Origin of the sequence: Saccharopolyspora sp. NPDC049426 (genome assembly GCF_040676935.1) — a bacterium.
Lineage (GTDB): Bacteria > Actinomycetota > Actinomycetes > Mycobacteriales > Pseudonocardiaceae > Saccharopolyspora.
In genome coordinates, this window is the sequence record NZ_JBFAPZ010000007.1 from 72,052 (window position 1) to 93,778 (window position 21,727).

The window sequence follows — 21,727 nt, forward strand, 5'->3', positions numbered from 1 at the left end:
CACCGGATACCCGTCAGGCAAGCACCGAAGGTTCTTCCTCACTACCCCACCTGAGCAACCGGCACCGCCGCGGGTTCTGAGCGGCTCTCTGGTGAGGACAGCCGTAGCGCCGTGTATTGGACCATGCACAAGTCTCGGATCCCGGAGCCAGAGAGCCGCTCAGGTTCCGCTACCCGCACCGCCAAGCAAGAGGACCACTGAGCAGTTGCAGTAGAAATCCCAACCCCCGGAACCCAAACGTTGCTCAGATTCCGGCCACCAGAAGGACTCACCGAACAACAGGAGTCCCCTGAGGCGGAGTGCTGGTGACGTCGACCGGCCCCACGACACCGCGCAAAGCCTGAGTCCAGGTGAGCCGCCCGAAGAGGTAGAAGCAGGCGACCTGCTCGTTGCTGAAGCTGGCCCAGTCGTAGCGGTTGCCCTGCTCGCGCCAGAAGACCTCCCAGCCCGGTCCGCTCTCGGACTCGGTGCGCAGCAGGCACCAGGCGTCGTCGGCTTCGGCGCCGATGGAGACCAGTTCCTCCGGCACTCCCATCGCGATCAGCCAGCCGAGTACCGATTCGCTGTTCATCGCGGGCTCTCCTGTTGCCGATCGTGCTCGTCCGGGGGCGGTTCGCCGTCGGTGGTGCCGGTGAGCACCAGGCGCAGCGTGGAGGCTTCCGACAGCTCCCTGGACTTGGTCAGTTCCACCAGGTATCCGAGTCCGACGAGGTCGGCGGCCGGATAGGTGGCGCGGTAGCGGACTCCGCGGCCCGGTTGCTCGAACCACGGCGCGGCCACCGACCGCCACACCGGGAGCGGCCGCAGCAGCCGGTAGCGCCGGTAGTCCCGCTCGGCGTGGTCGGGAGGCAGCGAGCGGTGCGCGAAAGGAGTTGCGGCGGCGCAGAAGAGCCGTCCGTCGCCGGTGCCGAGCAGGTCGATCACCGCGTCCGGTTCCAGCACCGCGGCCTCGCCCGGTTCGAACCCGCCTTCCGGGAACTCCTCGGCCTGCGGCCAGCGGTGCCGGGTGTTCTCGCCGTCGCGGATCTCGTAGCGGCGTTCCCAGTCGAGTTCGCTGAGCTCGCCGAGCGGTTCGTGCGCGGCGAGCAGTTCTTGCGGGGGTGTGGGGCGTTCGTCGGGTTCGGAGCGGTTGCGGCGCGCGTCTTCGTACAGCGCGGTGTTCTGGGCGCGGCGCAGGGCCTCGGTGTCGTCGACCAGGTCGGAGCGGGGGTGGTCCTGCGGCGGGAAGTTCAAGCCCTCGCGGTTCTCGGGCGCGTCGTGCACCGGGAGCTGGCGGCTGGCCTGGTCGGCGGCGACCGGCATGTAGCCGATCGGGAACTGGTGCAGCACGAAGGCGACGACGTCGGCGTTGCGCGGGCCGTGGCGCAGCGGCCGTTGCTGCGGTTCCGGGGCGACCGGGGCCTGCGGCGGCTGGGCTTGCGGCGGCAGCGGGCGCAGTGCTCCGCGCTGCACCTGCTGGTGGGACGCGGGCTGGTTCTGGACGTGCTGGGGCTGGCCGCCCGGCGGCTGCGGCGCGAGTCCGGCCTGCCCGAAGGCCATCGGTCCTCGGTTGACCGGGGGTGGCTGCGGTGGGCGCGCGGCGGCCACGCCCGGCTGGGGTGGCGGGGCCGCGGGGCCTCCGGCGACGGCGTAACCGCCCTGCTGCTGCGGCGGCGGGGGTGGGGGCGGGTTGAAACCCGCTGCCGGTGCGGGTGCCGGCGGCTGCTGGCCGGGCTGCGCCGCCCAGGCCGCGTGCGAGGCCTGGGGTGCGGTGCTGGGAGCCTCGTCGGGCCGCCCACCGGCGTGGCCGCCGGAGCCGATCACCGGGATCGGTCCGGTTCCGGCCTCCGCCATTCCCGGCTGCCAGCCGGGAGCGGCGGGAGCTGCGGGAGCGCCGAACCCACCTTCCGGAACCGCTTCGCGGACGGTGTCATGGGCACCTCCGACTGTTTCCGCCACGCCACGTTCCGCTTCTTCGATCACAGCACCGACATCACCGGGTTCCGCACCGTCCACTGCGGATTCCGGTTCCAGCGTATGGCCTGCGACCGCGCCGGCTTCCGCCAGAGCACCGGAGGCCCGTTCCGCCGCTGCCGGGACGCCGGAGTCGAGCGCGGTGGACAGCGTCTCGTGGACGCGGGCGACGTTGGCGGCCGCGCCGCTGAGCGCCGTGTCGAGACCGGCCAGGGCCTGCGGGTTTCCGGTCGCGGCGGCTTGTTCGGCGGCGTCGGTCTGCTTGGCCAGCGAGACGAGTTCGCGCACGAGCTCGACCTTGGCGGTGCTGATCTGCTCGGCCGCGTGGTCGAGTCGATCGGCGTTGGCCTGGCACTGCTTCGCGGTGGCGGGCAGCGGTCCGTCCTCGGCGATGAAGCCGTTCCACTCCCGGCCGGCGGCCTCGGCCGCCTCGCCGTCGACGGAGTTCAGCGCGCCTCGCGCGACGCCGTCGGCGTCTCGGGTGAGCGCGTCGAGGGACGTCGCCGCTTCGCGCCAGGCGTGGGCGGAGTCGCGCATCTGGTCCTCGTCCGCGGCAGGCCAGCGGGCTCCGGCTCGGGCGGCGACGTCGCGGAGTTCCGGCGGGAGTTCGATGCCCACGCCGCTCACCCCTCTCCGGTGAGCCGGCGGAGCGCGTCGGCGTTGTCGGAGTCGGTTCGGCGCGAGGTCTCGGCGGTGTCGGCGAACTTCTGGCCCAGCGCGCGCAGTTCGCCCGGTAACGCGCCCGCCGCGGCGAGCGCGGCGTCGGCGCGGGGTGCGTGGGCTGCGGCGAAGCGCTCGCCGAACTCGTCGTCACCCCAGCAGGCGCCCGCGGACTCCACGGCCTGCCGCACGGTGTCGGCGATGCGTTGCGCCTGACCGGCCAGGTCCTCGAACTCACCTGCCCGTCGCGTCAACCGCTCGGTGTCGCTGCGGAAACCGCCCATGGTCACGTCCGTCCCGTCGGGCCCTGCTGCAACCAGCTGGCGTCCGAGAAGTCCTCGTCGTCGGCATCATCGTCGATCCGGCGTGAATCGTTGCGCGACACCGGTTCCGGGGGTGGCCCGAGCAGCAGTTCCGGGTCGGTTCCGGCGGGCAGCACGTCGGCGAGCACGTGCGCGGCGCGTTCGGCGGCGGCGCGGGCGGCGTCGGTGCTGAGCCGGACGATCGTGGCCGCGAGGTCGGCCGGTCGCATCCGCTGGGCCGCGTCGTCGGCGATCTCGAGTTCGCGCAGCGCTCCCTGCGGGCCGACGACGACCCGCACTCGGCCGTCGTCGCTGCTCGCGGTGGCGGTGACGGCGGCGAGGTCGCGCCGGGTGTCGGACAGCCGCTCCCGGCTCCGCCGGTAGTCGGCCATCAGCTCTTCCACTTGAGATCTGTGGTCGGTCGGCACTGCCGCTGCCCTCCCCTGCCGCGTGCGGTCGGCGCCCCTCCTGGTGGGACGCGCGGACGGTTCGATGGTTCCACGCGCGAGGGCGCTTTTCACCACCTCCGGCTCTCGTCGCCACCGAAATCGCCGGTCGCGGAAGCGGCTTGTGAGGACCCTCTCAACACCGTCCGCGCCTGATAGCTGCGAAGATGGCGTCATGGCCACCATCGCGTACGAGGACCTGACGCCGGGGCGGACGTTCGATCTGGGCAAGACCGAGATCGACCGCGAGGAGATGCTGGCGTTCAACGCCCGCTTCGACCCGCAGCCGTTCCACCTCGACGAGGAAGCGGGCCGCAACTCGGTGCTGGGCGGCTTGTGCGCCTCGGGCTGGTTCACCGCGTCGCTGTGGATGCGCGCCTACGTCGATCACGTGCTGGCCGATTCGACCTCGCAGGGTTCGCCCGGCGGCAACGAGCTGACCTGGCTGGCCCCGGTGTTCCCGGGTGATGTGCTCCAGTTCGGCATGGAGGTCACCGGCCAGCGCCGTTCCCGCAGCAAGCCGAACCTGGGCCTGGTGGAGATCACCGGCACCGCCGATCGCGACGGTGACCGGGTGCTGCGCTTCAGCTTCGTGGGGATGTTCGGTACCCGCGAGCAGGACTGACCTCAGGACGGGTCGTGGCGCGCGTTCTCGACGCGCAGCCCGGCCGTCACCGCTGCGTGGACCGCGCGGGCCAGGGCTGCTCCGACGCGGGAGCGGGGGCCGCCGTAGGGCTCGGGGTCGCCGTCGGCCGGGCAGAGGACGGCGGTGGCGTCGGTGACCGTTCCGGTGCCCGCGACTCCGGATTCCAGCAGCGCTTGGGTTTTGGCCTCCGCGACGGTCGCCACCGCGTTCACCAGCGCCGCTTCGCTCAGGCGCACCGGTGACCAGCAGACCGCGTTGATCGTGCCCGGTGCCCACGCCTGCTCGTCGACGGGCGCCGCGGCCCAGATGGGCGCGTTGGCGCCGGTGGTCACGCCGGCGCGGACACCGCGGTCGGTCGCGGTGACCTCGTGCCGCACGTCGACCGCGGTGAGCAGGCCGATGCCCGCACCGGTCAGGCCGAGTCCTGCCGCCATCTCCGCGGCGTGCGCCGAGGGGTCGGGGTGGTCGTAGTCGGTGACCACGGTCGCGTTGAACACCCAGTCGCGCAGGCCGATGCCGCCGCCGCTGGGCGCCGAGGAGATCGCCAGCCACTTGCGGGTGCAGCGCCAGACCAGCACCGGCCGGTCCTGCACGGCGTGCAGGACCGGACTCGGCGCGATCACGAGCTCAGTGCCTTGACCACCCGCGAGGGGCTCGGACGGCCCAGCCGCTCGGCCATCCAGACGCTGGTGTCGACCAGCTTGCCGAGGTCGACCCCGTGCTGGATGCCGAGGCCGTCGAGCATCCAGATCAGGTCCTCGGTGGCGAGGTTGCCGGTCGCGGACTTGGCGTAGGGGCAGCCGCCCAGGCCACCAGCCGAGGAATCCACAGTGGACACCCCGCGGCGGAGGGCGGTGGCGGTGTTTGCCAGCGCCTGACCGTAGGTGTCGTGGAAGTGCACCGCGATCTCGTCCACCCCGACACCGGCCGCGACGAACGCGCGGAGCAGGGCCTCCACGTGCCCCGGGGTGGCCACGCCGATGGTGTCGCCGAGCGAGAGCTGGTGGCAGCCCATCTCCAGCAGCCGCTTGCCCGTCGCCACGACCTGCTCGACCGGGACCGGGCCTTCCCACGGATCGCCGAAGCACATCGACAGGTAGCCGCGCACGGCGATCCCCTCGCCGACGGCGCGCCCCACCACCGGCTCGAACATGGCGAACTGCTCGTCGAGCCCGCTGTTGAGGTTGCGCTGCGCGAACGTCTCGGACGCCGCGGCGAAGATCGCGATGTCGCGGACCTTCGCGTCGAGCGCGCGATCAAGACCGCGCTGGTTGGGCACCAGCACCGGGTACCGCACGCCGGGGGCCTGGTCGAGCCCGTCGATCAGCTCGGCGGCGTCCGCCAGCTGCGGAACCCACTTCGGGTGCACGAAGCTGGTCGCCTCCAGGACGGCCAGACCGGCATCAGCCAGCCGCCGCAGGAACTCCAGCTTCACGTCGAGCGGGACGGTCTCCTTCTCGTTCTGCAGGCCGTCGCGCGCGCCGACCTCCCAGATCGTCACCTCGGCGGGCAGGCCCGCCGGATCCGGTGAGGCGACCGGCATCGGCAAGCCCAGCTCACGTGGTCCCATTCAGCCCTCCTGCGCCCGATGTTCAACAGCATCGCCAACCTCGCGGTAGAGCAGCGTCTGCACCAGCTCGACCTGCGGGATGTCATCGAATTCCAGCGGCTCGTCCGACGCCGACTCGACCACCAACGTGCCGCAGCCGAAGAGGCGGTCCACCAGACCGCGCCGGGAGCGCACCGAGTTGATCCGCCACATCGGGATGTCGATCCCGGATCGGGTGAACACACCCTCGCGGACCATCAGCCGGTGCGTGGTGATCACGAAGTGCGTGGTCCGCCAGCGGGCCAGCGGGGCGAGCGTGGACCAGACGATCAGCACCAGACCCACCACGCCGAGCGCGATCCACACCGGCAGTCGCCACGGGGTGGTCGCCACCAGCGCCGCCAGGTAGGAGGCGCCACCGACCACCACGAACAGCACGAGCACCGGGCCGAGCAGCATCTTCCAGTGCGGATGCTTGTGCACGACCACGTTCTCGTCGTCGTGGAGCAGGCCGTCCGGGTAGGCCACGGTTCCCCTTCCTCAGCCCTGAAAGCCGGTCTGCGAATCACGTTACCGGGCGCTCCCGAACGTGGAGAACGCTCTCAGCTCCGGCGGACGTGCACCACGTCGCCCGCCGAGACGGACGTGGTCCGACCGGCCTCGGTGCGCACCACGAGCCTGCCGGTGTCGTCGATGTCGACGGCCTCCCCGTGCAGGTCGCCGTCCCCCAGCTCCACCCGCACGCGCTGGCCGAGGGTCCGGCACCGCTCGCGGTAGCGGTCGAGCAACCCGGTGGACACCACGTCGCCACCGGCGTCGCGCCACAGCCCCTCGACCTCGGCGAGCGCGCCGAGCAGGTCCGCCGCGAACGCCTCCCGGTCCACGTCGGCGCCCTCGGCGGCCAGCGAGGTGGCAGGCAGGCCGCCCGCGCCGGTGGGCAGCTCGTCGCGCCGCTGCCGGACGTTGACCCCCATGCCCAGGACCAGCGCGATGCCGTCCGGTCCCGCGACCGCCTCGGAGAGGATCCCGGCGCCCTTGTGCCAGTCCTCTCCCGAGCCGAGCAGGAGGTCGTTGGGCCACTTCAGGCCGGCGGGAACGCCGGTGGTCCGCTCGACGGTCTCGGCGAGGGCGACGCCGGCGATCAGCGGCATCCACCCCACCGCCGACGGCGGAACGCCGGGGCGCAGCAGCACGCTCACGAACAGCCCGGCGCCGCGCGGCGAGATCCACTGCCGCTGCAGCCGCCCGCGCCCGGCGTTCTGCTCCTCGGCGATCAGCACCGTCCGGTCGGCGGCACCGCGAGCTGCGGCTGCGGCCAGGTCCGAGTTGGTGGAGCCGGTCACGGCCACCACGTCCAGCGCGGAATACGGCCCCTCGTCGACCAGTCGTCGGCGCAGCCGGTCTCCATCAAGCAGAACTTCAGCACTCACCCGCTCAGCCTATGCGGATCCGCTTCCCGGCTCGCCGCACCACGTCCACCGGCGTGGGACCAGGCACTAGCATCGGGCGCGTGCGCTTCGTCCTCGCCTCCGCCTCGCCCGCCCGCCTCTCCGTGCTCCGCTCCGCCGGGATCGAACCGCTCGTGCAGGTCTCGGGCGTCGACGAGGACGCGGTGGCCGCGTCGCTGACCGATCCGGCTCCGGCCGAGCTGGTCACCGCGCTGGCGAAGGCCAAGGCCGAGGCGGTCGCCGGCGAGTGCGCGGAGCCCGACGCGGTGATCGTCGGATGCGACTCGATGCTGCTGCTGGCCGACGGTGAGATCGTCGGCAAGCCCGGCACTCCGGAGGTCGCCGCCAAGCGCTGGGCCCAGAACTCCGGCAGCAGCGCCGAGCTCCTGACCGGGCACGCGATCATCCGGGTGCGCGACGGGCAGATCACCGAGCGCACCTCGGGCCACCTGGGCACGACGGTCCGCTTCGGAACCCCCACCGAAGACGAGATCAACGCCTACATCGCCACCGGCGAACCCCTCAACGTCGCGGGCGGTTTCACCCTGGAGGGCTTCGGCGGCTGGTTCATCGAGGGCGTCGACGGAGACCCGTCCAGCGTCCTGGGCATCAGCCTCCCCCTCACCCGCAGGCTCCTCGCCGACCTGGGCCTCAGCATCACCGACCTCTGGACCACCCCCACCTCCTGACCCCAGGTCCCTCACCGCCTGATCCCGGGCTCCGTCAGAGCCGTGACGACCCGAACACCGGGGCATTCGGTCGCCTCGGGCCGCCATCGGGGTGAACGTGGGCACATTTCCCCCACCTTCGGGACTTAATCGCTCGATCGGGTGGTTAATTGAGGTCGCTATGCCTGTTCTGCGACCGTGGCTGTTGACCTCGCGCCTGCACGTCGATCTTCGACGGCAGGCCAGCTGCGTCTGTCGCTGATCTCCTCCGGCCCGAGCTGAAGCCCTCGCTCGGCCACTCACCCACGCGGCGCTCCGCCGCGCTCCGGCGCTGACCCGCGCCCTTCGCCGCATCAACCCTTCACGACTTCAGGAGATCCCTGTGTCCGAAACCGCCGGGCGGTCCCGCCTGCGCTTCAACCCGAAGTTGTTCGCCGTCGCAGTGCTCGCCTCGCTGGTGCTCGGCGCCCTGCTCGGCTGGGTCGCCAAGCAGACCGGCGCCGAATGGCTGGTCACCGCGCTGGACACCATCGGCAGCACGTTCACCAAGCTGCTCAGCTTCACCGTGCTGCCGCTGATCTTCACGGCGATCGTGGTGGGCATCAACAGCCTCCGCTCGCTCGGCGGCGGCCGGACCGCGGCCCGGCTGGGCGGCAAGACAGCGCTGTGGTTCGCCATCACCTCGTTGATCGCCGTGGTGATCGGCCTGGTCGTCGGCCGGCTGTTCCAGCCCGGTCGCGGCCTGGTCATCGAGCCGGATCCGGCGAAGCTGCAGGCGATCGGCGAGAAGACGCAGGGCTCCTGGCTGGACCTGCTCAACGGCCTGGTGCCGGACAACCTGATCAGCGCCTTCGCCGAGGGCGAGACCCTGCAGGTCGTGTTCGTGTCGCTGATCATCGGCGCGGCCACCTACAGCCTCGGCGACAAGGCCGCGCCGTTCGTGAACTTCAACAAGGCGGCCTTCGAGGTCATCCAGCGCGTGCTGGGCTGGATCATCCGGCTGGCCCCGCTGGGCACCCTCGGCCTGATCGGCAACGCCGTGGCCACCTACGGCAACGAGTTCTTCCTGCCGCTGGTCAAGCTCATCGGCTCCACCTACGTGGCGTGCCTGCTGGTGCTGTTCGCCGTGTACCCGCTGCTGCTGGGGCTGGTGGCCAAGGTCAGCCCGGCCCGCTTCTTCGCCAAGTCGTGGACGGTCCTGCAGTTCGCCTTCGCCTCCCGCTCCTCCGGCGCGAGCCTCCCGATGACCCGCCAGGCCGCGGAGAACCTCGGCGTTCCGCCCTCCTACGCGAGCTTCGCGGTCCCGCTGGCCAGCACCACCAAGATGGACGGTTGCGCGGCGATCTACCCGGCGATCGGTTCGCTGTTCATCGCCAACCTCTTCGGCATCCAGCTGGGCTGGGTGCAGTACCTGACGATCATCGCGGTCGCGGTGTTCGGTTCGATCGCCACCGCGGGCGTGACCGGCTGGTTCACGATGCTGACGCTGACCGTCGGCGCGCTGGGCTTCCCGCCCGAGGTCGTGGCCACCGGCATCGCCATCGCCTACGCGGTCGACCCGATCATGGACATGATGCGCACCGCCACCAACGTCGCCGGCCAGATCGCCGTCCCGGTGATCGTGGCCCGCAGCGAGAACGTCCTCGACGACGAGGTGCTGGACGCCCCCAGCACGCCCCCGCTGATCGGCGACCGGGAACCTGCCACGGCGTGAGCGGACCGGCCCGGTGCGCGTGATCGCGCACCGGGCCGGGAAAACCCGCCTCGGCACTTCGTTCGGGTGATGGCCCATCCGTAGGATGGGCCGCGTGGACAGCGGCCGGCGGGGAAAAGACCTGCGCATCGGTGACCCCGAGCGCGAGCGGGCCATCCGGCTGCTCGGCGAGCACTTCTCCGCCGGGCGCCTGGAGCTCGCCGAGTACGACGAGCGCAGCAAGCTGGCGGCCGGAGCGCGGTTCGGCTCCGAGCTCGACGTGCTCTTCGACGACCTGCCCGGGCCTCGCCCGTTCGGCGAGCTGGCACCCGCCACGACACGCCCCGCGCCCTCGGTGGGAAACATCGCTCTGGCCGTCGGCGCGGTGGCGCTGCTGCTCGCGCTCGTGGTGGTCGCGAGACCGATCGGGCTGATGCTGCTGCTGCCGACCGTGGTGATCATCTGGTTCGTGTGGCGACGAAGGTGACGACCTGCCGTCACCTTCGACCACGTTTCGTTACGGTGAGGCCCATGCACAGCTCGCGGTTCACCGAGGTGCGACGTCTCAGCGCGTTGCTCGGCCTCGGCGCGCTCACCCTCACCGGTTGCGGCATCTGGCAGTCGGCGCCCACGGCAGGCACCGCACCGCCTCCACCGCCACCACCGGCACCGGTCAGCAGCGCACCGCCGTCGCTGCCGCCGAGGCCGTTCGACCTCGGCCTGGACGGCGTCGACCCGTGCGAGCTGCTCACCGCCGACCAGCGCAACCAGCTCGGTTTCGACCGCGAACCGCAGCCGGACTCCGACGCAGGCTTCGGCAACGCCGCCACCTGCAGCTACCGCAACACCACCGCCAAGGTCGGCGCCCGCCTGGCGCTGATCACCACCGAGGGCATGCGGGTGTGGACCGATGACACCGCGCAGGTCGAGGCCACGCCGATCCTCGTGCAGCAGTTCCCTGCGCTGGTGATCAAGACCCCGGGACTCGACCTGTCGTGCAACGTGGCGGTCGACGTGGCCGAGGGGCAGCACCTCGACGTCCTCTACCGCGACGACGGGGGGCAGCCACCGCCGCCGGTGGACCAGCTGTGCTCCGGTGCTCAGCGGGTCGCCGAAGAGGCGGTGCGGACGCTGGCCCACCCACCGGCCTCGGGAACCTCCAGCTCGGAGGCCCCGACGCAGCTGCCGTCCGAGTCAACGCCCTGAGGTCCACGCCACTCCCCGCGTATGGAGGACTCCACAGCGTTACAGATCGCGGATACAGTGTCCGGCGGACGTTTCACCTGTGGGAGGGGGCGACGTGCCGCTAACCGAGCCGTACGGCGCGGGTTCCGGTGGTTCGATGCAGGTCGAGCCCACCGCGATCCCGCGTCTGGTCAACTCGCTGCAGGAGTCCCTGGACGCCGTCGGGCTGCAGATCGAGCACGCCATCACCGAGCTCCGCATCCGTCCGTGGGCCGGTGACCCGGTCAGCGCGGACGCGGCCGAGCTGTTCAACGAGCGATCGGTGGGCGGCGGTGAGGACGCGCTGACCGCGCTGTGCGGTTACCGCGACCAGCTGCAGGCCGCCGCGGAGTCGTTGCAGCAGGCCGGCCGCGAGTACGAGCAGATCGACCACGACAGCGCGGCCGGTCTGGGCGGGGGTTGCTGATCCGCGATGGGTGACCACCGATGGCAGGGATACCAGCACGCCGAGCTGCACGCGCAGATCAACGAGGGCCCGGGTGCGCACGGCTCGACCGACAGCGTGCGCCGCTGGACCGAGCTGACCCGCGCGCTGGGCGAGATCGACGGCGGTCTGGCCGCCGCGGTCGCCGCCGCGAAGAGCGGCTGGCAGGGCTCAGCGGCCGACAACGCCAACGCCGGGCTTCGCCCGCTGGGCGAGTGGGCGGTGCTGGCGCAGCAGGCGAGCACAGTCATGCGCGAGCGCGCCGAGCAGCAGGCGGAGTTCATCAGCAAGGCCCGCAGGGACATGCCACCGCCGGTGCAGGCGACCAGCGAAGACCCGGGAACCGCGGCGACCGCGCTCACGCACCTGTTCGGCGGGCAGACCGACTACGAGGTCCAGGAGGCCCGGCAGCACGCCGCTGAGCAGCGCGCGTTCGACGTGATGCGCACCTACGAGGCGTCCACGCAGGCCAACACGACTTCGCTGGCCTCGTTCGCCCCACCCCCGCAGGTCGTCGTGGACGCCCCGGCCGCGGGCGGGTCCAGGGCGCCGGGTGGATCACCGCAGGTGACGATCAGCTGGGGTCCGACCGTCGCCGCGCCGAGCACCGGTGCGCCGACCGGCAGGACCGGTTCGGGCACCACCGCGCCCGGTGCCAAGCAGGACGGTCGACGTTCGGGCCGGGCCGCCGGTTCCGCCGCCGGGCGGGCGTCGGGCAAGCGCGCCAAGGGCAGCCGCGACGAGGCCGTCCAGCGCGAGGTCACCGAGAAGCTGGGTGACGGCGGGTTCTTCGGCGAGCAGCAGACGGGTTCGCGCCCGGTGATCGGCGGCGAGCCCGGTCGATGAACACCACCGCACGCGCCGAGAGGTTGATCAGCCTCTCGGCGCTGGAATTCGACGTCCTGGCCGAGCACCTGGAGCTCGACGGCGTCCCGCTGGTCCTCAAGGTCCCGTCGCCGGGACGCACCCACGCCGAACGCGCGAAGCTGGTCGCCTCCGCGTGGCGCGCGATGTCGAATCGCGGCCTGATCAGCGGTGGTGAGCTCGACGCCGACCTGGCGTGGATGCTGCGGCTCGTCGCCGAACCCGGCCGCGAGGTCGACGGGCGGAGCTGGTTGCAGCGCAGCGTTCGGGTGCTGGCCGCGGCCGAGAAGGACGGCGAGCGCGCAGTTCTCGTGGTCAAGGACGGCGATCACCTGAGCTTTTCCGCTGTTTCGGCCGCGGGGCTTCCGCGCGCGGCGATCTCGCCGCTGCCGGAGCTGCCTCCCGGTCCGGGCCGGTCGGTGTCGGTGCCCAGCGACGTCCTCGACGCCGCCGCCCACGAGGTGGGTGACAAGACCGAGCAGCTCGCCTCCGCGCTGCAACGACGCGGTGTTCGCCCCGACGACGCCGAGGTCTTGGGCGAGATGGTCGCCGGAGCCGTGGCACAGGGGCAGTTCGGCGCGGCCGCGCGAGTCCGGTACGGCAGGCGCGAGAGGGCCGAGCGCGTCGTCGGGTTCTTCGACTCCGCCCTCGGCCGCTACGCGCAGCTCCGCACCACGTCCCCGTCCGGGGAGGCCTGGAGCACGATCGCCCCGGCGGACAACCGCCGCCTGGCAGGCCACGTGGAAGAACTGCTCAACGAGGTGACCGCCGCACCCCGGCAGTAGCGCTCACCACGGCCACCGCCCCGGCACGGCGAGGACCTCGCCCCCGCATCACCATTCGAATTTCGCGCGAAATTCGAATCCTGCTGGCGGAGGCGCACCTCGGCGCGCGTTCGACCGGAAGCGTGCCGGGCTCGTCGGCGCGGTCTCATGACGATGGCCCCGTCCGAGGACGGGCCATCGAGCGCGTGTCAGACCACCGGTTCCAGGAGGCTGATCCTGGCTTCCGGGGCCGCGGAGCGCTTGGCGTCGGCCGCTTGGTCGCTGGGTTCGCTCTGCGAGTCGCGTTCGGCTTCGACCCGCTGGGTGTAGACCGCGACCTCGCGGGTGATGGTCTCCTCGTCCCAGCCGAGCTCGGCCGCCATCAGCCGTGCCACGGCGTCAGCGCAGTCCACGCCCCGGTGCGGGTACTCGATGGAGATGCGGGTGCGCCGGGTGAGCACGTCCTCCAGGTGCATCGCGCCTTCGTGGCTGCACGCGTAGACGATCTCCGCCTGGAGGTAGTTCGGGGCGGCCGGGACCGGCTTGAGCAGGTCGGGTCGCTCCTCGGAGACCGCGAGCACCTCGTGGATCTCCGAGCCGTAGCGGTCCAGCAGGTGCCGGATCCGGTACGGGTGCAGGCCGTGCGCGCTGGCCAGCTGATCGGCCTGGTTGACCAGCGCGTGGTAACCGTCGGCGCCGATCAGCGGAACCTGGTCGGTGATCGACGAGGCCATCCGGCCGGGGACGTCGGGCGAGACTGCGTCGACCGCGTCGGCGGCCATGACCCGGTAGGTCGTGTACTTGCCACCGGCGATGGCCACCAGCCCCGGGGCCACCCGCGCGACCGCGTGTTCGCGGGAGAGCTTGGAGCTCTCCTCGCTCTCGCCCGCCAGCAGCGGCCGCAGACCGGCGTAGACGCCCTCGATGTCGTCGTGCGTCAACGGGGTCGCCAGCACCGAGTTCACGTGTTCGAGCAGGTAGTCGATGTCGGCCTTGGTCGCCGACGGGTGCGCGAGGTCGAGGTGCCAGTCGGTGTCGGTGGTGCCGATGATCCAGTGGTTGCCCCACGGGATGACGAACAGCACGGACTTCTCGGTGCGCAGGATCATGCCGGTCTCGGCGACGATCCGGTCGCGCGGGACGACGATGTGCACGCCCTTGCTGGAGCGGACGCGGAACCGCCCGCGACCCCCGGAGAGCTTCTGCAGCTCGTCGGTCCACACACCGGTCGCGTTGATCACCGCGTGGGCGCGGACCTCGATCTCTTCCGCGGTCTCCACGTCGCGCACCTTGACGCCCGCGATCCGGTCGGCCTCCCGCAGGAAGCCGGTGACCTGCGTGGAGGTCATGACCACGGCGCCGTAGCGCGCGGCCGTGCGGGCGACGGTCATGGTGTGCCGGGCGTCGTCGGCCTGCGCGTCGTAGTAGCGGATGCCGCCGATCATCGCGCTGCGCTTGAGCGCGGGAACCATCCGCAGCGCACCGGCGCGGCTGAGGTGCTTCTGCCCCGGCACCGAGCGGGCACCGCCCATCGTGTCGTACATGAGCAGACCGGCCGCCGTGTAGGGGCGTTCCCAGAAGCGGCGCGTCAGCGGGTACAGGAACGGGACGGGCTTGACCAGGTGCGGCGCGAGCCTGGTCAGCATCAGCTCGCGTTCCCGCAGGGCCTCGCGGACCAGGGAGAACTCCAGCTGCTCCAGGTAGCGGAGTCCGCCGTGGAACAGCTTGCTGGAACGGCTGGAGGTCCCGGCCGCCAGGTCGCGGGCCTCCACCAGCGCGACCCGGAGTCCCCGGGTCGCGGCGTCCAGCGCCGCGCCGGCGCCGGTGACGCCGCCGCCGATCACCACGACGTCGAACTCGTCGCGTTCGAGCCGCTTCCAGTTCTCGGCCCGCTCGGTGGGTCCCAACGAGCCCTTCAGCCGGTTTCCGGTCTCGGTCTTGTCCTTGGACTTGGACACCGCGTCCTCCTCGCTTTGATCGCGTCCCACCGTTAAACCCACCGCTGACGCGGAACCGGACCTGCGCGCAGGTGGCGCACCACGGTGGTCATCATGCCCGACCAGCACTGTCCGTGCCTGGCGCAGCGCGTCCCGCTGGGGTCGCCTGTTCGACGAGCGCTCCCCGCTCGCGCAGCACTTCGATCTGGTGGCCGGGGGTTTTCGAATCCACGATGACGATGTCGAAGTCCTCGACGGGCGCGACCGCGTGCAGCGCGCGCCGGTGGAACTTCGTGTGGTCAACGTAGAGCACTGTGCGCTGAGCCGCGGCCAGCATCGCCTTCTTGATCTGCACCATCTCCTGCTGCGGGTAGCAGCCGATGCCGTCGGTCACCGCCGACACCGACATGATCGCCAGGTCGACGCGGAGGTTGCGCAGCGAGTCCAGCGCCATGCCACCGACGAACGCGTCCGCCCACGGCAGGTAGTCGCCGCCGACGCAGATCAAGCTGATCCCGGGGGCGGCGGCGAGCTCGTCGAAAACGCCGCGGTGGTTGGTGACGACCGTCAGCGGGGCGCGTTCGGGCAGCAGCCGCGCCAGGTGCACGCCGGTGGTGGAGTCGTCGAGCACCAGCGCCTGCCCGGGCTCGATGAGCTCGGCGGCGGCGCGGGCAAGTTCCTCCTTTTCGGGCTGGTTCTGCTGCAACCGGTATTCCGAAGCCGCTTCGTAGAGCAGCGACGAGGCGGCCGAGACGTTGCCCCTGTTGCGGTGCACCAGCCCTTGCGATTCCAGGTCGGCGAGATCCCGGTACACGGTCATGGCGCTGGCCCCGATGGTCGCGACCAGGTCGTCGATGCGCAGGGTGCCCTCCGCCATCACCAGTTCGGTGATCTTGCGGCGCCGGTCCTGCTGCTTGCCGGACGGTCGTCGGCCGGACATGGCGGCTCCTCGCTCCGAGTGGCGCTGACTGCGGCCGGATCACCTCCGTCACCGCAAGCTCACCGTACAACTCGATAAAAACACCATCTCAACCAGTCCGCAACGCTTCTTTTCACACGGAGTTTGTGATTAAAGTGTCGTCCGGTAGCCGGGGCCGATCACTCGGTCCAGGCGTGCCGGACGCCGGTGTCCCCACACCGGGAGCCCGGCACCGGGGATCTTCGACTCCGCGCTACCACCGGGCGAGCTCCGGGATTAGGCGGTACAGACGAACGTGCTGCGCACGACTGGCGGCACTCATGGACACGTGTTGCCATGCGGCAGTACCGTCCCGACTCGCTCCATGTCGGACAGACACCGAACACCCGCCTGTGCCAACGGCGGCATCACGAGGGGAACGGGAGTATGACCAGTCTTGGCGAGGTATTCCTCTGGGAGCTGCTCGGGACGGCGATACTGACGCTCATGGGCTGCGGCGTCGTGGCGAACGTGACGCTGAGCAGAAGCCTCGGAGTCGGCGGCGGATGGCTGCTGGTGAACTTCGGCTGGGGCTTCGCGGTTTTCGCCGGCGCCAGCATCGCCGAACCTGCCGGGGCGCACATCAACCCCGCGGTCACCATCGGACTGGCGATCTACGGGGACACCCCGTGGTCGCAGGTCCCCGTCTACATCATCGCTCAGATGATCGGTGCCGTACTGGGTGCGGTCCTGTGCTGGGCGGCCTACAAGTTGCAGTTCGACACGACGGAGGAGCCCGCCAACACCCGGGGGATCTTCTGCACCGGACCGACGGTCCCGAACGCTCCGTGGAACCTGATCACCGAGATCATCGGCACCTTCGTGCTGGTGTTCTGGGTCATCACCAACCCGCCGGCCAGCGCCGGTGACACCCCGGGAGTTCCGGACTTCGGCAACGCCGCGCTCGGCTACGCGGCGGTCGCCTTCATCGTGATCGGCATCGGCAACTCGCTCGGCGGACCCACCGGGTACGCCATCAACCCGGCGCGTGACCTGGGTCCGCGCATCGCGTACGCGATCCTGCCCATTCGCGGCAAGGGTTCGGCGGAGTGGGGCTACTCGTGGGTCCCGATCGCCGGACCGATCATCGGTGGCGCGCTGGCGGGTTTGCTGGCCCTCGCTCTGCCCATCAGCAGCTGACCGGACAAGGAAGGTTTGAACAATGGCCTCGTACATCGCCGCCATTGACCAGGGGACCACGTCCTCGCGGTGCATGATCTTCGACCACTCCGGCAGGGTGGTCGCGGTCAACCAGAAGGAGCACCGCCAGCTGTTCCCCAAGGCAGGCTGGGTCGAGCACGACCCGGTCGAGATCTGGAACAACGTCCGCCAGGTGTGCGCGGGCGCCCTGGCCAAGGCAGACCTGGTCTCCTCCGACATCGCCGCCTGCGGCATCACCAACCAGCGTGAGACCACGGTGGTCTGGGAGAAGGCGACCGGAAAGCCGGTCTACAACGCCATCGTCTGGCAGGACACCCGCACCGACGAGATCGTCAGCCGACTGGGCGCGAAGGAGGGGCAGAACCGCTTCCAGGCGAAGACCGGTCTGCCGCTGGCGACCTACTTCTCCGGCCCGAAGGTGAAGTGGCTGCTGGACAACGTCGAGGGCATCCGGGAGCGCGCCGAGAAGGGCGAGCTGCTGTTCGGCAACATGGACACCTGGGTGCTGTGGAACTGCACCGGTGGCCCGGACGGTGGACTTCACGTCACCGACCCGACCAACGCCTCGCGCACGCTGCTGATGGATCTGGAGACCCTGCAGTGGGATCCGGACATCTGCGCCGAGATCGGCGTGCCGATGTCGATGCTGCCGGAAATCCGCTCCTCCTCGGAGGTCTACGGGCAGTTCCGCGAGCGCGGTGTGTTCGCCGGGATCCCGATCGCCGGGATCCTCGGCGATCAGCAGGCCGCCACCTTCGGGCAGGCGTGCCTGTCTCCCGGTGAGGCCAAGAACACCTACGGCACCGGCAACTTCGTCCTGCTCAACACCGGGACCGAGCGCGTCATCAGCCAGAACGGCCTGCTGACCACGGTCGGCTACAAGATCGGCGACAACGACACGATCTACTGCCTGGAGGGCTCGATCGCGGTCACCGGTTCGCTGGTGCAGTGGCTGCGGGACAACCTCGGCATGATCGGCAGCGCTCCGGAGATCGAGCAGGTCGCGTCCAGCGTGGACGACAACGGCGGCGCGTACTTCGTGCCCGCCTTCTCCGGTCTGTTCGCGCCGCACTGGCGCTCGGACGCCCGCGGCGCGATCGTCGGGCTCACCCGGTACGTCAACCGCGGTCACCTCGCCCGAGCGGTGCTGGAGGCCACGGCCTTCCAGACCCGCGAGGTCATCGAGGCGATGAACGCCGACTCCGGTGTCCCGCTGAAGTCGCTGAAGGTCGACGGCGGCATGGTCGTCAACGAGCTGCTGATGCAGTTCCAGGCCGACATCCTGGGCGTTCCGGTGATCCGGCCGAAGGTCAACGAGACCACCGCGCTCGGCGCCGCCTACGCGGCCGGCCTCGCGGTCGGCTTCTGGGAGAGCGAAGCCGACATCCGCAGCAACTGGGCCAAGGACAAGCAGTGGGACCCGTCGATGACGGAGGAGCTCCGCGAGAAGCAGTACGCCAACTGGCAGAAGGCGGTCACCAAGACCTTCGACTGGGTCGAGTGACGCCAGGGCTCCGCACCCTCGGGTGAGGCGACCGCGCATGATCGCCTCACCGACGCCGACGGCGGTTCGCTCGGTTCCGGACGTCCGGAGCCGAGCGAACCGCCGTTCGCACGTCAGGTTTCGAGCAGCGACTCGACCGCGTCGGCGGCTCGGTCCCGGCCGCCGGACTCCTCGATCTCCCGCCGCATCCTCGCCGTGCTGCGCCGGATCTCCGGGTTCGTGGTGACCTCCACCAGGGCTTCTCGGAGTTGTTCGGGAGAAACCGCGCCGGAATCGACCTGGACGCCGAGGGACAGCTGCTCGACGCGATCGGCGTTGGCGAACTGCTCGGCCGCCTGCGGTGCCGCGATCAGCGGCACGCCGTGGTGCAGTCCTTCCATCACCCCGCCCATGCCCGCGTGGGTGAGGAACGCGTCCGCGTGCGAGAGCACCTTCAGCTGCGGGATCCACTGGTGGATCTCGAAGTTCTCCGGTGCTTCGCCCAGCTCGGCCGGATCGATGCCGCGACCGACCGACAGCACCACGTGCCGGTCCATCCCGCCGAACGCCTCCAGGCACCTGCGGTAGAAGTCGCGGCGGTCGTTGTAGGCCGAGCCCAGCGAGATGACCAGGACCGGGCGGTCGTCGGGTGGGCTCCAGTCCCCCTGGAACGCGCGTTCCGAGAGCATCGGGCCGACGAACTCGAAGGAGTCCTCGACCTCGTCCCCGAAGTACTGGAACCCGCGCGGAATCGTCACGATGGCCCGTCGCGGCACCGCGATGGCCTGGAAGGCCAGGCCGACGCCCTGCGCGGCGAAGTACCGGTCGTAGCGGTCCCGCACCTCGCGCTTGCCCGCCGTGTCCTCCGCCACGCCCAACACCTGCTCGATACCCGGGGAGAAGACGTACGTCGGGGACAGCTGGATGCGCGGGATCCGCCACTTCTCGGCCAGCACCAGCCCGGCGAAGGCGGCGACGTCGTAGACGATCACCTCCGGTCGATCATCGGCCAGCGCCCGCTCCAGCTGCGGCAGCACGAGATCGGTCTCGTCGAGGAACAGGCGCTGCGCGGTGAGCTCGTCGTCCGGCCACTCCGACCGCTGAGCTCCGGCGGTGCCGGGCAGCAGGGAGTCGTAGCGGACCGGTTCGGCGCCGCTGTCGGTGACCTGCGCGGTGAACTCGTCGGTGGTCGCGTAGCTGACGCGGTGTCCGCGCCCGGTCAGCTCGGCGACCAGGCCGAGACCGGGATTGATGTGACCGTGAGCGGGGATGGACACGAAAAGGACGTGCGCCCGCCGCCTGGTGCGGTGGAGGTTCTGAGACATGAGTGGGAACTCCTGATCAAGACGCCCGGAAGTCGAGCGGGAACGGTGGATGACCGCGCTGCGGAGATCCGCGCGCGGTGAGGCCGCTTCAGGCGGGCTTGATCAGAGGTAGAACTGCCACTGCACGAGCCGAGATTAGCTCGGAGCCCCGAGGCGTGTCGCGCGATTTTCCCGGGGGTCAGTCGCGCTGGGGGCGTTGTTCGGGCGGGAGCTGGCAGGCCGGGGTGGCGCCGGGCAGGCGGTGGCGGTGGTCGGCGACCCAGCGGTAGAGGCGTTCGGCGAGGGTGCGCAGCAGCGAAGCCGACATGAGCCCACCCAGCAGGGGCCAGGGGGCGCGGCTGGCCCTGAGGAGTTCTGCCACCGCTGCGGCGCCGCCGAAAACCCGGCCGGAGCGGTCGATCCAGAGGACCTCGTGAGCGGCTCGGTCTTCGGTGATGTTCAGCGCCGCGAGATCGGCTTCCTGCCAGGGCTGGACCCGCATGCGCACCGGCAGGCGCACGGCGAGGCGGACGCTGCGGGTGCAGAACCCGCAGTCGCCGTCGTAGATCAGCACCGGACGTTCGGCCACGCCGCCATCCTCCCTCACAGGAGGCCCTTCGTCAGTCCAGGTCGTCGTGGCGCATCAGCAGGCGCCCGGCTTCGGTGAGCGAACCCGACAGCGACGGGTACACCGAGAAGGTGTTGGCCAGGTTGTCCACCGTCACCTGGTTCTGCACCGCGAGCGCGATCGGCAGGATCAGCTCGCTGGCGTTCGGCGACACCACGACGCCACCCACGACCACACCCGTCTGCGGGCGGCAGAAGACCTTGAGGAAACCGCGCCGCAGGCCTTCCATCTTGGCGCGCGGGTTGGTGGCCAGCGGCATCATCACGGTCCGCGCGGGGACCTCGCCGCTGTCGATGGCCTGCTGGCTGATGCCGACCGTGGCGATCTCGGGGTGGGTGAAGACGTTGGCCGCCACCGTCTTCAGCTTGATCGGCGTGACGCCCTCGCCCAGCGCGTGCCACATCGCGATGCGGCCCTGCATGCCGGCGACGGAGGCCAGCAGCAGCAGACCGGTGCAGTCACCGGCGGCGTAGATGCCCGGGGCGCCGGTCCGCGACACGCGGTCGACCTCGACGTAGCCGCCCCGACCGGTCTCGATGCCGACCTTCTCCAGGCCGATGTCGCTGGTGTTGGGCACCGAGCCCACCGTCATCAGCGCGTGGCTGGCCTCGACCTTCCGGCCGTCGGCGAGGTGGATGACCACGCCCTTCTCGGTGCGCTCCACCGACTCGGCGCGGGCGTGCTTGACGACCTCGGTGCCACGCTCGGCGAACACCTCTTCGAGCACGGCCGCGGCGTCGGCGTCCTCGTGCGGCAGCACGCGGTCGCGGCTGGAGATCATGGAGACCTTGACGCCCATCTCGGTGTAGGCGGAGGCGAACTCCACACCGGTGACGCCGGAGCCGATGACGGCCAGGTGCTCGGGCAGTTCCGGCAGGTCGAAGAGCTGGCGCCAGGTCAGGATCCGCTCACCGTCGGGCTCGGCACCCTTGAGAATGCGGGGCGTGGCGCCGGTGGCGATCAGCACGACGTCGGCGGTGAGCTCTTCGTAGGTGCCGTCGGCGCGGTCCACGCCGATCTGGTGCACGGCCATGCCCGGCGTCGGGTCGGTGAAGCGCGCACGACCCGGGATGATCTTGACGCCTTCGCGGCGCACCCGGGAGCGGATGTCGGCCGACTGCGCGAGAGCCAGGCCCTTGACCCGGCCGTGCACGACGGCGACCTCGACGTCGGCTTCGTGGGAGGAGGTCCGGATGCCGAGCTCTTCGGCGTCGCGGAAGGAGGAACGAGCCCCTGCGGAGGCGATGAAGGTCTTCGAAGGAACGCAGTCGTAGAGCACGCAGGCCCCGCCGAGACCTTCCGGCTCGACGAGCGTGACGTCCGCTCCGTTGGAAGCGGCGACCAAGGCCGCCTCGTAGCCCGCCGGTCCGCCGCCCATGATCACGATGCGGGTCACTTCGCGCTCCTCCTGAGTCCACCTGGCCGAAGGGCACCCCGTTGCCGATGGTCACCGATTACACCGATGGGCGCCGGACTCACGGTACGCCGCGACGAGTCCGGGCAAACCGGGTGGTACCGCCCGGGATGGGTGATCGTGGCGAAGACCACTCCGGGCCGCCGACACCGCCTGTGATCGTCGCCGGTGCGCGGGTTC

At 70.8% G+C, this 21,727-nt stretch carries 24 protein-coding genes; 11 read left to right on the plus strand and 13 right to left on the minus strand.

Translation table 11 applies throughout. From position 1 onward, the window contains the following. Positions 1–268: 268 nt before the first annotated feature. The 4 genes from AB0J78_RS16675 to AB0J78_RS16690 are packed head-to-tail and all read right to left on the minus strand — an operon-like array spanning position 269 to position 3,319. Positions 269–571, minus strand: a complete 303-nt coding sequence (locus AB0J78_RS16675) for a hypothetical protein (protein WP_363789815.1) — start codon at positions 569–571, stop codon at positions 269–271. Continuing rightward, a complete protein-coding gene (locus AB0J78_RS16680; RefSeq protein ID WP_363789816.1) occupies positions 568–2,571 on the minus strand; it encodes a TNT domain-containing protein in 2,004 nt (667 codons plus the stop codon). Before AB0J78_RS16680 ends, AB0J78_RS16675 begins: the two co-directional genes overlap by 4 nt. 5 nt (positions 2,572–2,576) lie before the next feature. Continuing rightward, positions 2,577–2,897, minus strand: coding sequence for a hypothetical protein (locus AB0J78_RS16685; protein ID WP_363789817.1), 321 nt, complete (start codon positions 2,895–2,897; stop codon positions 2,577–2,579). Positions 2,898–2,899: 2 nt separating this feature from the next. Next, positions 2,900–3,319, minus strand: coding sequence for a YbaB/EbfC family nucleoid-associated protein (locus AB0J78_RS16690; RefSeq protein WP_363789818.1), 420 nt, complete (start codon positions 3,317–3,319; stop codon positions 2,900–2,902). Between the two features lie 217 nt (positions 3,320–3,536). On the opposite strand from AB0J78_RS16690, the gene AB0J78_RS16695 reads away from it, so the two are divergent. Continuing rightward, positions 3,537–3,986 carry a MaoC family dehydratase gene (locus tag AB0J78_RS16695; protein ID WP_363789819.1) on the plus strand — a complete coding sequence of 150 codons (450 nt, stop codon included), beginning with the start codon at positions 3,537–3,539 and terminating at the stop codon, positions 3,984–3,986. A gap of 2 nt (positions 3,987–3,988) precedes the next feature. Here the strand turns inward: AB0J78_RS16695 and AB0J78_RS16700 are convergent, their stop codons facing one another. The 4 genes from AB0J78_RS16700 to AB0J78_RS16715 form a co-directional block, all read right to left on the minus strand. Then, on the minus strand, positions 3,989–4,630 hold the full coding sequence (locus AB0J78_RS16700) for an adenosylcobinamide amidohydrolase (protein WP_363789820.1): 642 nt from the start codon (positions 4,628–4,630) through the stop codon (positions 3,989–3,991). Then, entirely contained in the window at positions 4,627–5,577 is a 951-nt protein-coding gene (locus tag AB0J78_RS16705) for a hydroxymethylglutaryl-CoA lyase (RefSeq protein ID WP_363789821.1), read from the minus strand. Before AB0J78_RS16705 ends, AB0J78_RS16700 begins: the two co-directional genes overlap by 4 nt. Further along, the gene (locus AB0J78_RS16710; RefSeq protein WP_363789822.1) at positions 5,578–6,084 is read right to left on the minus strand and encodes a PH domain-containing protein; all 507 of its coding nucleotides are present in this window, start codon (positions 6,082–6,084) and stop codon (positions 5,578–5,580) included. A gap of 74 nt (positions 6,085–6,158) precedes the next feature. After that, positions 6,159–6,986 (minus strand): biotin--[acetyl-CoA-carboxylase] ligase, encoded by an 828-nt coding sequence (locus AB0J78_RS16715; RefSeq protein ID WP_363789823.1) that lies wholly within the window; start codon positions 6,984–6,986, stop codon positions 6,159–6,161. Between the two features lie 80 nt (positions 6,987–7,066). Between AB0J78_RS16715 and AB0J78_RS16720 the strand changes: the two genes are divergently transcribed. The 8 genes from AB0J78_RS16720 to AB0J78_RS16755 all read left to right on the plus strand — a co-directional run bounded on the left by AB0J78_RS16720 (position 7,067) and on the right by AB0J78_RS16755 (position 12,683). Then, entirely contained in the window at positions 7,067–7,693 is a 627-nt protein-coding gene (locus tag AB0J78_RS16720; RefSeq protein ID WP_363789824.1) for a nucleoside triphosphate pyrophosphatase, read from the plus strand. Between the two features lie 160 nt (positions 7,694–7,853). Next, positions 7,854–7,934, plus strand: coding sequence for a putative leader peptide (locus AB0J78_RS16725; RefSeq protein ID WP_363790427.1), 81 nt, complete (start codon positions 7,854–7,856; stop codon positions 7,932–7,934). A gap of 120 nt (positions 7,935–8,054) precedes the next feature. Next, positions 8,055–9,386: a dicarboxylate/amino acid:cation symporter gene (locus AB0J78_RS16730; protein ID WP_363789826.1), complete on the plus strand. Its 1,332-nt coding sequence runs from the start codon at positions 8,055–8,057 to the stop codon at positions 9,384–9,386. A 94-nt stretch (positions 9,387–9,480) separates the two neighbouring features. Beyond that, a complete protein-coding gene (locus tag AB0J78_RS16735) occupies positions 9,481–9,852 on the plus strand; it encodes a DUF1707 domain-containing protein (RefSeq protein WP_363789828.1) in 372 nt (123 codons plus the stop codon). A gap of 44 nt (positions 9,853–9,896) precedes the next feature. Next, positions 9,897–10,571, plus strand: coding sequence for a DUF3558 domain-containing protein (locus AB0J78_RS16740; protein WP_363789830.1), 675 nt, complete (start codon positions 9,897–9,899; stop codon positions 10,569–10,571). 94 nt (positions 10,572–10,665) lie between these two features. Further along, positions 10,666–11,016: a hypothetical protein gene (locus AB0J78_RS16745; protein WP_132686579.1), complete on the plus strand. Its 351-nt coding sequence runs from the start codon at positions 10,666–10,668 to the stop codon at positions 11,014–11,016. Positions 11,017–11,022: 6 nt separating this feature from the next. Further along, positions 11,023–11,880, plus strand: coding sequence for a PPE domain-containing protein (locus tag AB0J78_RS16750; RefSeq protein WP_363789832.1), 858 nt, complete (start codon positions 11,023–11,025; stop codon positions 11,878–11,880). Next, complete coding sequence (locus tag AB0J78_RS16755) at positions 11,877–12,683, plus strand: ESX secretion-associated protein EspG (RefSeq protein ID WP_363789834.1); 807 nt, start codon at positions 11,877–11,879, stop codon at positions 12,681–12,683. Before AB0J78_RS16750 ends, AB0J78_RS16755 begins: the two co-directional genes overlap by 4 nt. A 188-nt stretch (positions 12,684–12,871) precedes the next feature. On the opposite strand, the gene glpD is transcribed toward AB0J78_RS16755, so the two are convergent. Both glpD and AB0J78_RS16765 read right to left on the minus strand, forming a co-directional pair. Further along, positions 12,872–14,620 (minus strand): glycerol-3-phosphate dehydrogenase, encoded by a 1,749-nt coding sequence (gene glpD / locus AB0J78_RS16760; RefSeq protein WP_363789837.1) that lies wholly within the window; start codon positions 14,618–14,620, stop codon positions 12,872–12,874. 91 nt (positions 14,621–14,711) lie between these two features. Next, entirely contained in the window at positions 14,712–15,539 is an 828-nt protein-coding gene (locus AB0J78_RS16765; protein ID WP_363789839.1) for a DeoR/GlpR family DNA-binding transcription regulator, read from the minus strand. A 405-nt stretch (positions 15,540–15,944) separates the two neighbouring features. Between AB0J78_RS16765 and AB0J78_RS16770 the strand changes: the two genes are divergently transcribed. Together AB0J78_RS16770 and glpK are read left to right on the plus strand one after the other, a co-directional pair. Further along, positions 15,945–16,697, plus strand: coding sequence for an MIP/aquaporin family protein (locus AB0J78_RS16770; protein ID WP_363789841.1), 753 nt, complete (start codon positions 15,945–15,947; stop codon positions 16,695–16,697). Positions 16,698–16,719: 22 nt separating this feature from the next. Then, positions 16,720–18,222: a glycerol kinase GlpK gene (gene glpK / locus AB0J78_RS16775; RefSeq protein ID WP_363789843.1), complete on the plus strand. Its 1,503-nt coding sequence runs from the start codon at positions 16,720–16,722 to the stop codon at positions 18,220–18,222. Positions 18,223–18,335: 113 nt separating this feature from the next. Here the strand turns inward: glpK and AB0J78_RS16780 are convergent, their stop codons facing one another. The 3 genes from AB0J78_RS16780 to AB0J78_RS16790 all read right to left on the minus strand — a co-directional run bounded on the left by AB0J78_RS16780 (position 18,336) and on the right by AB0J78_RS16790 (position 21,529). Then, positions 18,336–19,526: a macrolide family glycosyltransferase gene (locus tag AB0J78_RS16780; RefSeq protein WP_363789845.1), complete on the minus strand. Its 1,191-nt coding sequence runs from the start codon at positions 19,524–19,526 to the stop codon at positions 18,336–18,338. Between the two features lie 178 nt (positions 19,527–19,704). Continuing rightward, positions 19,705–20,094, minus strand: coding sequence for a DUF393 domain-containing protein (locus AB0J78_RS16785; protein WP_363789848.1), 390 nt, complete (start codon positions 20,092–20,094; stop codon positions 19,705–19,707). A gap of 31 nt (positions 20,095–20,125) precedes the next feature. Continuing rightward, complete coding sequence (locus tag AB0J78_RS16790; protein WP_363789850.1) at positions 20,126–21,529, minus strand: NAD(P)H-quinone dehydrogenase; 1,404 nt, start codon at positions 21,527–21,529, stop codon at positions 20,126–20,128. Positions 21,530–21,727: the final 198 nt, after the last annotated feature.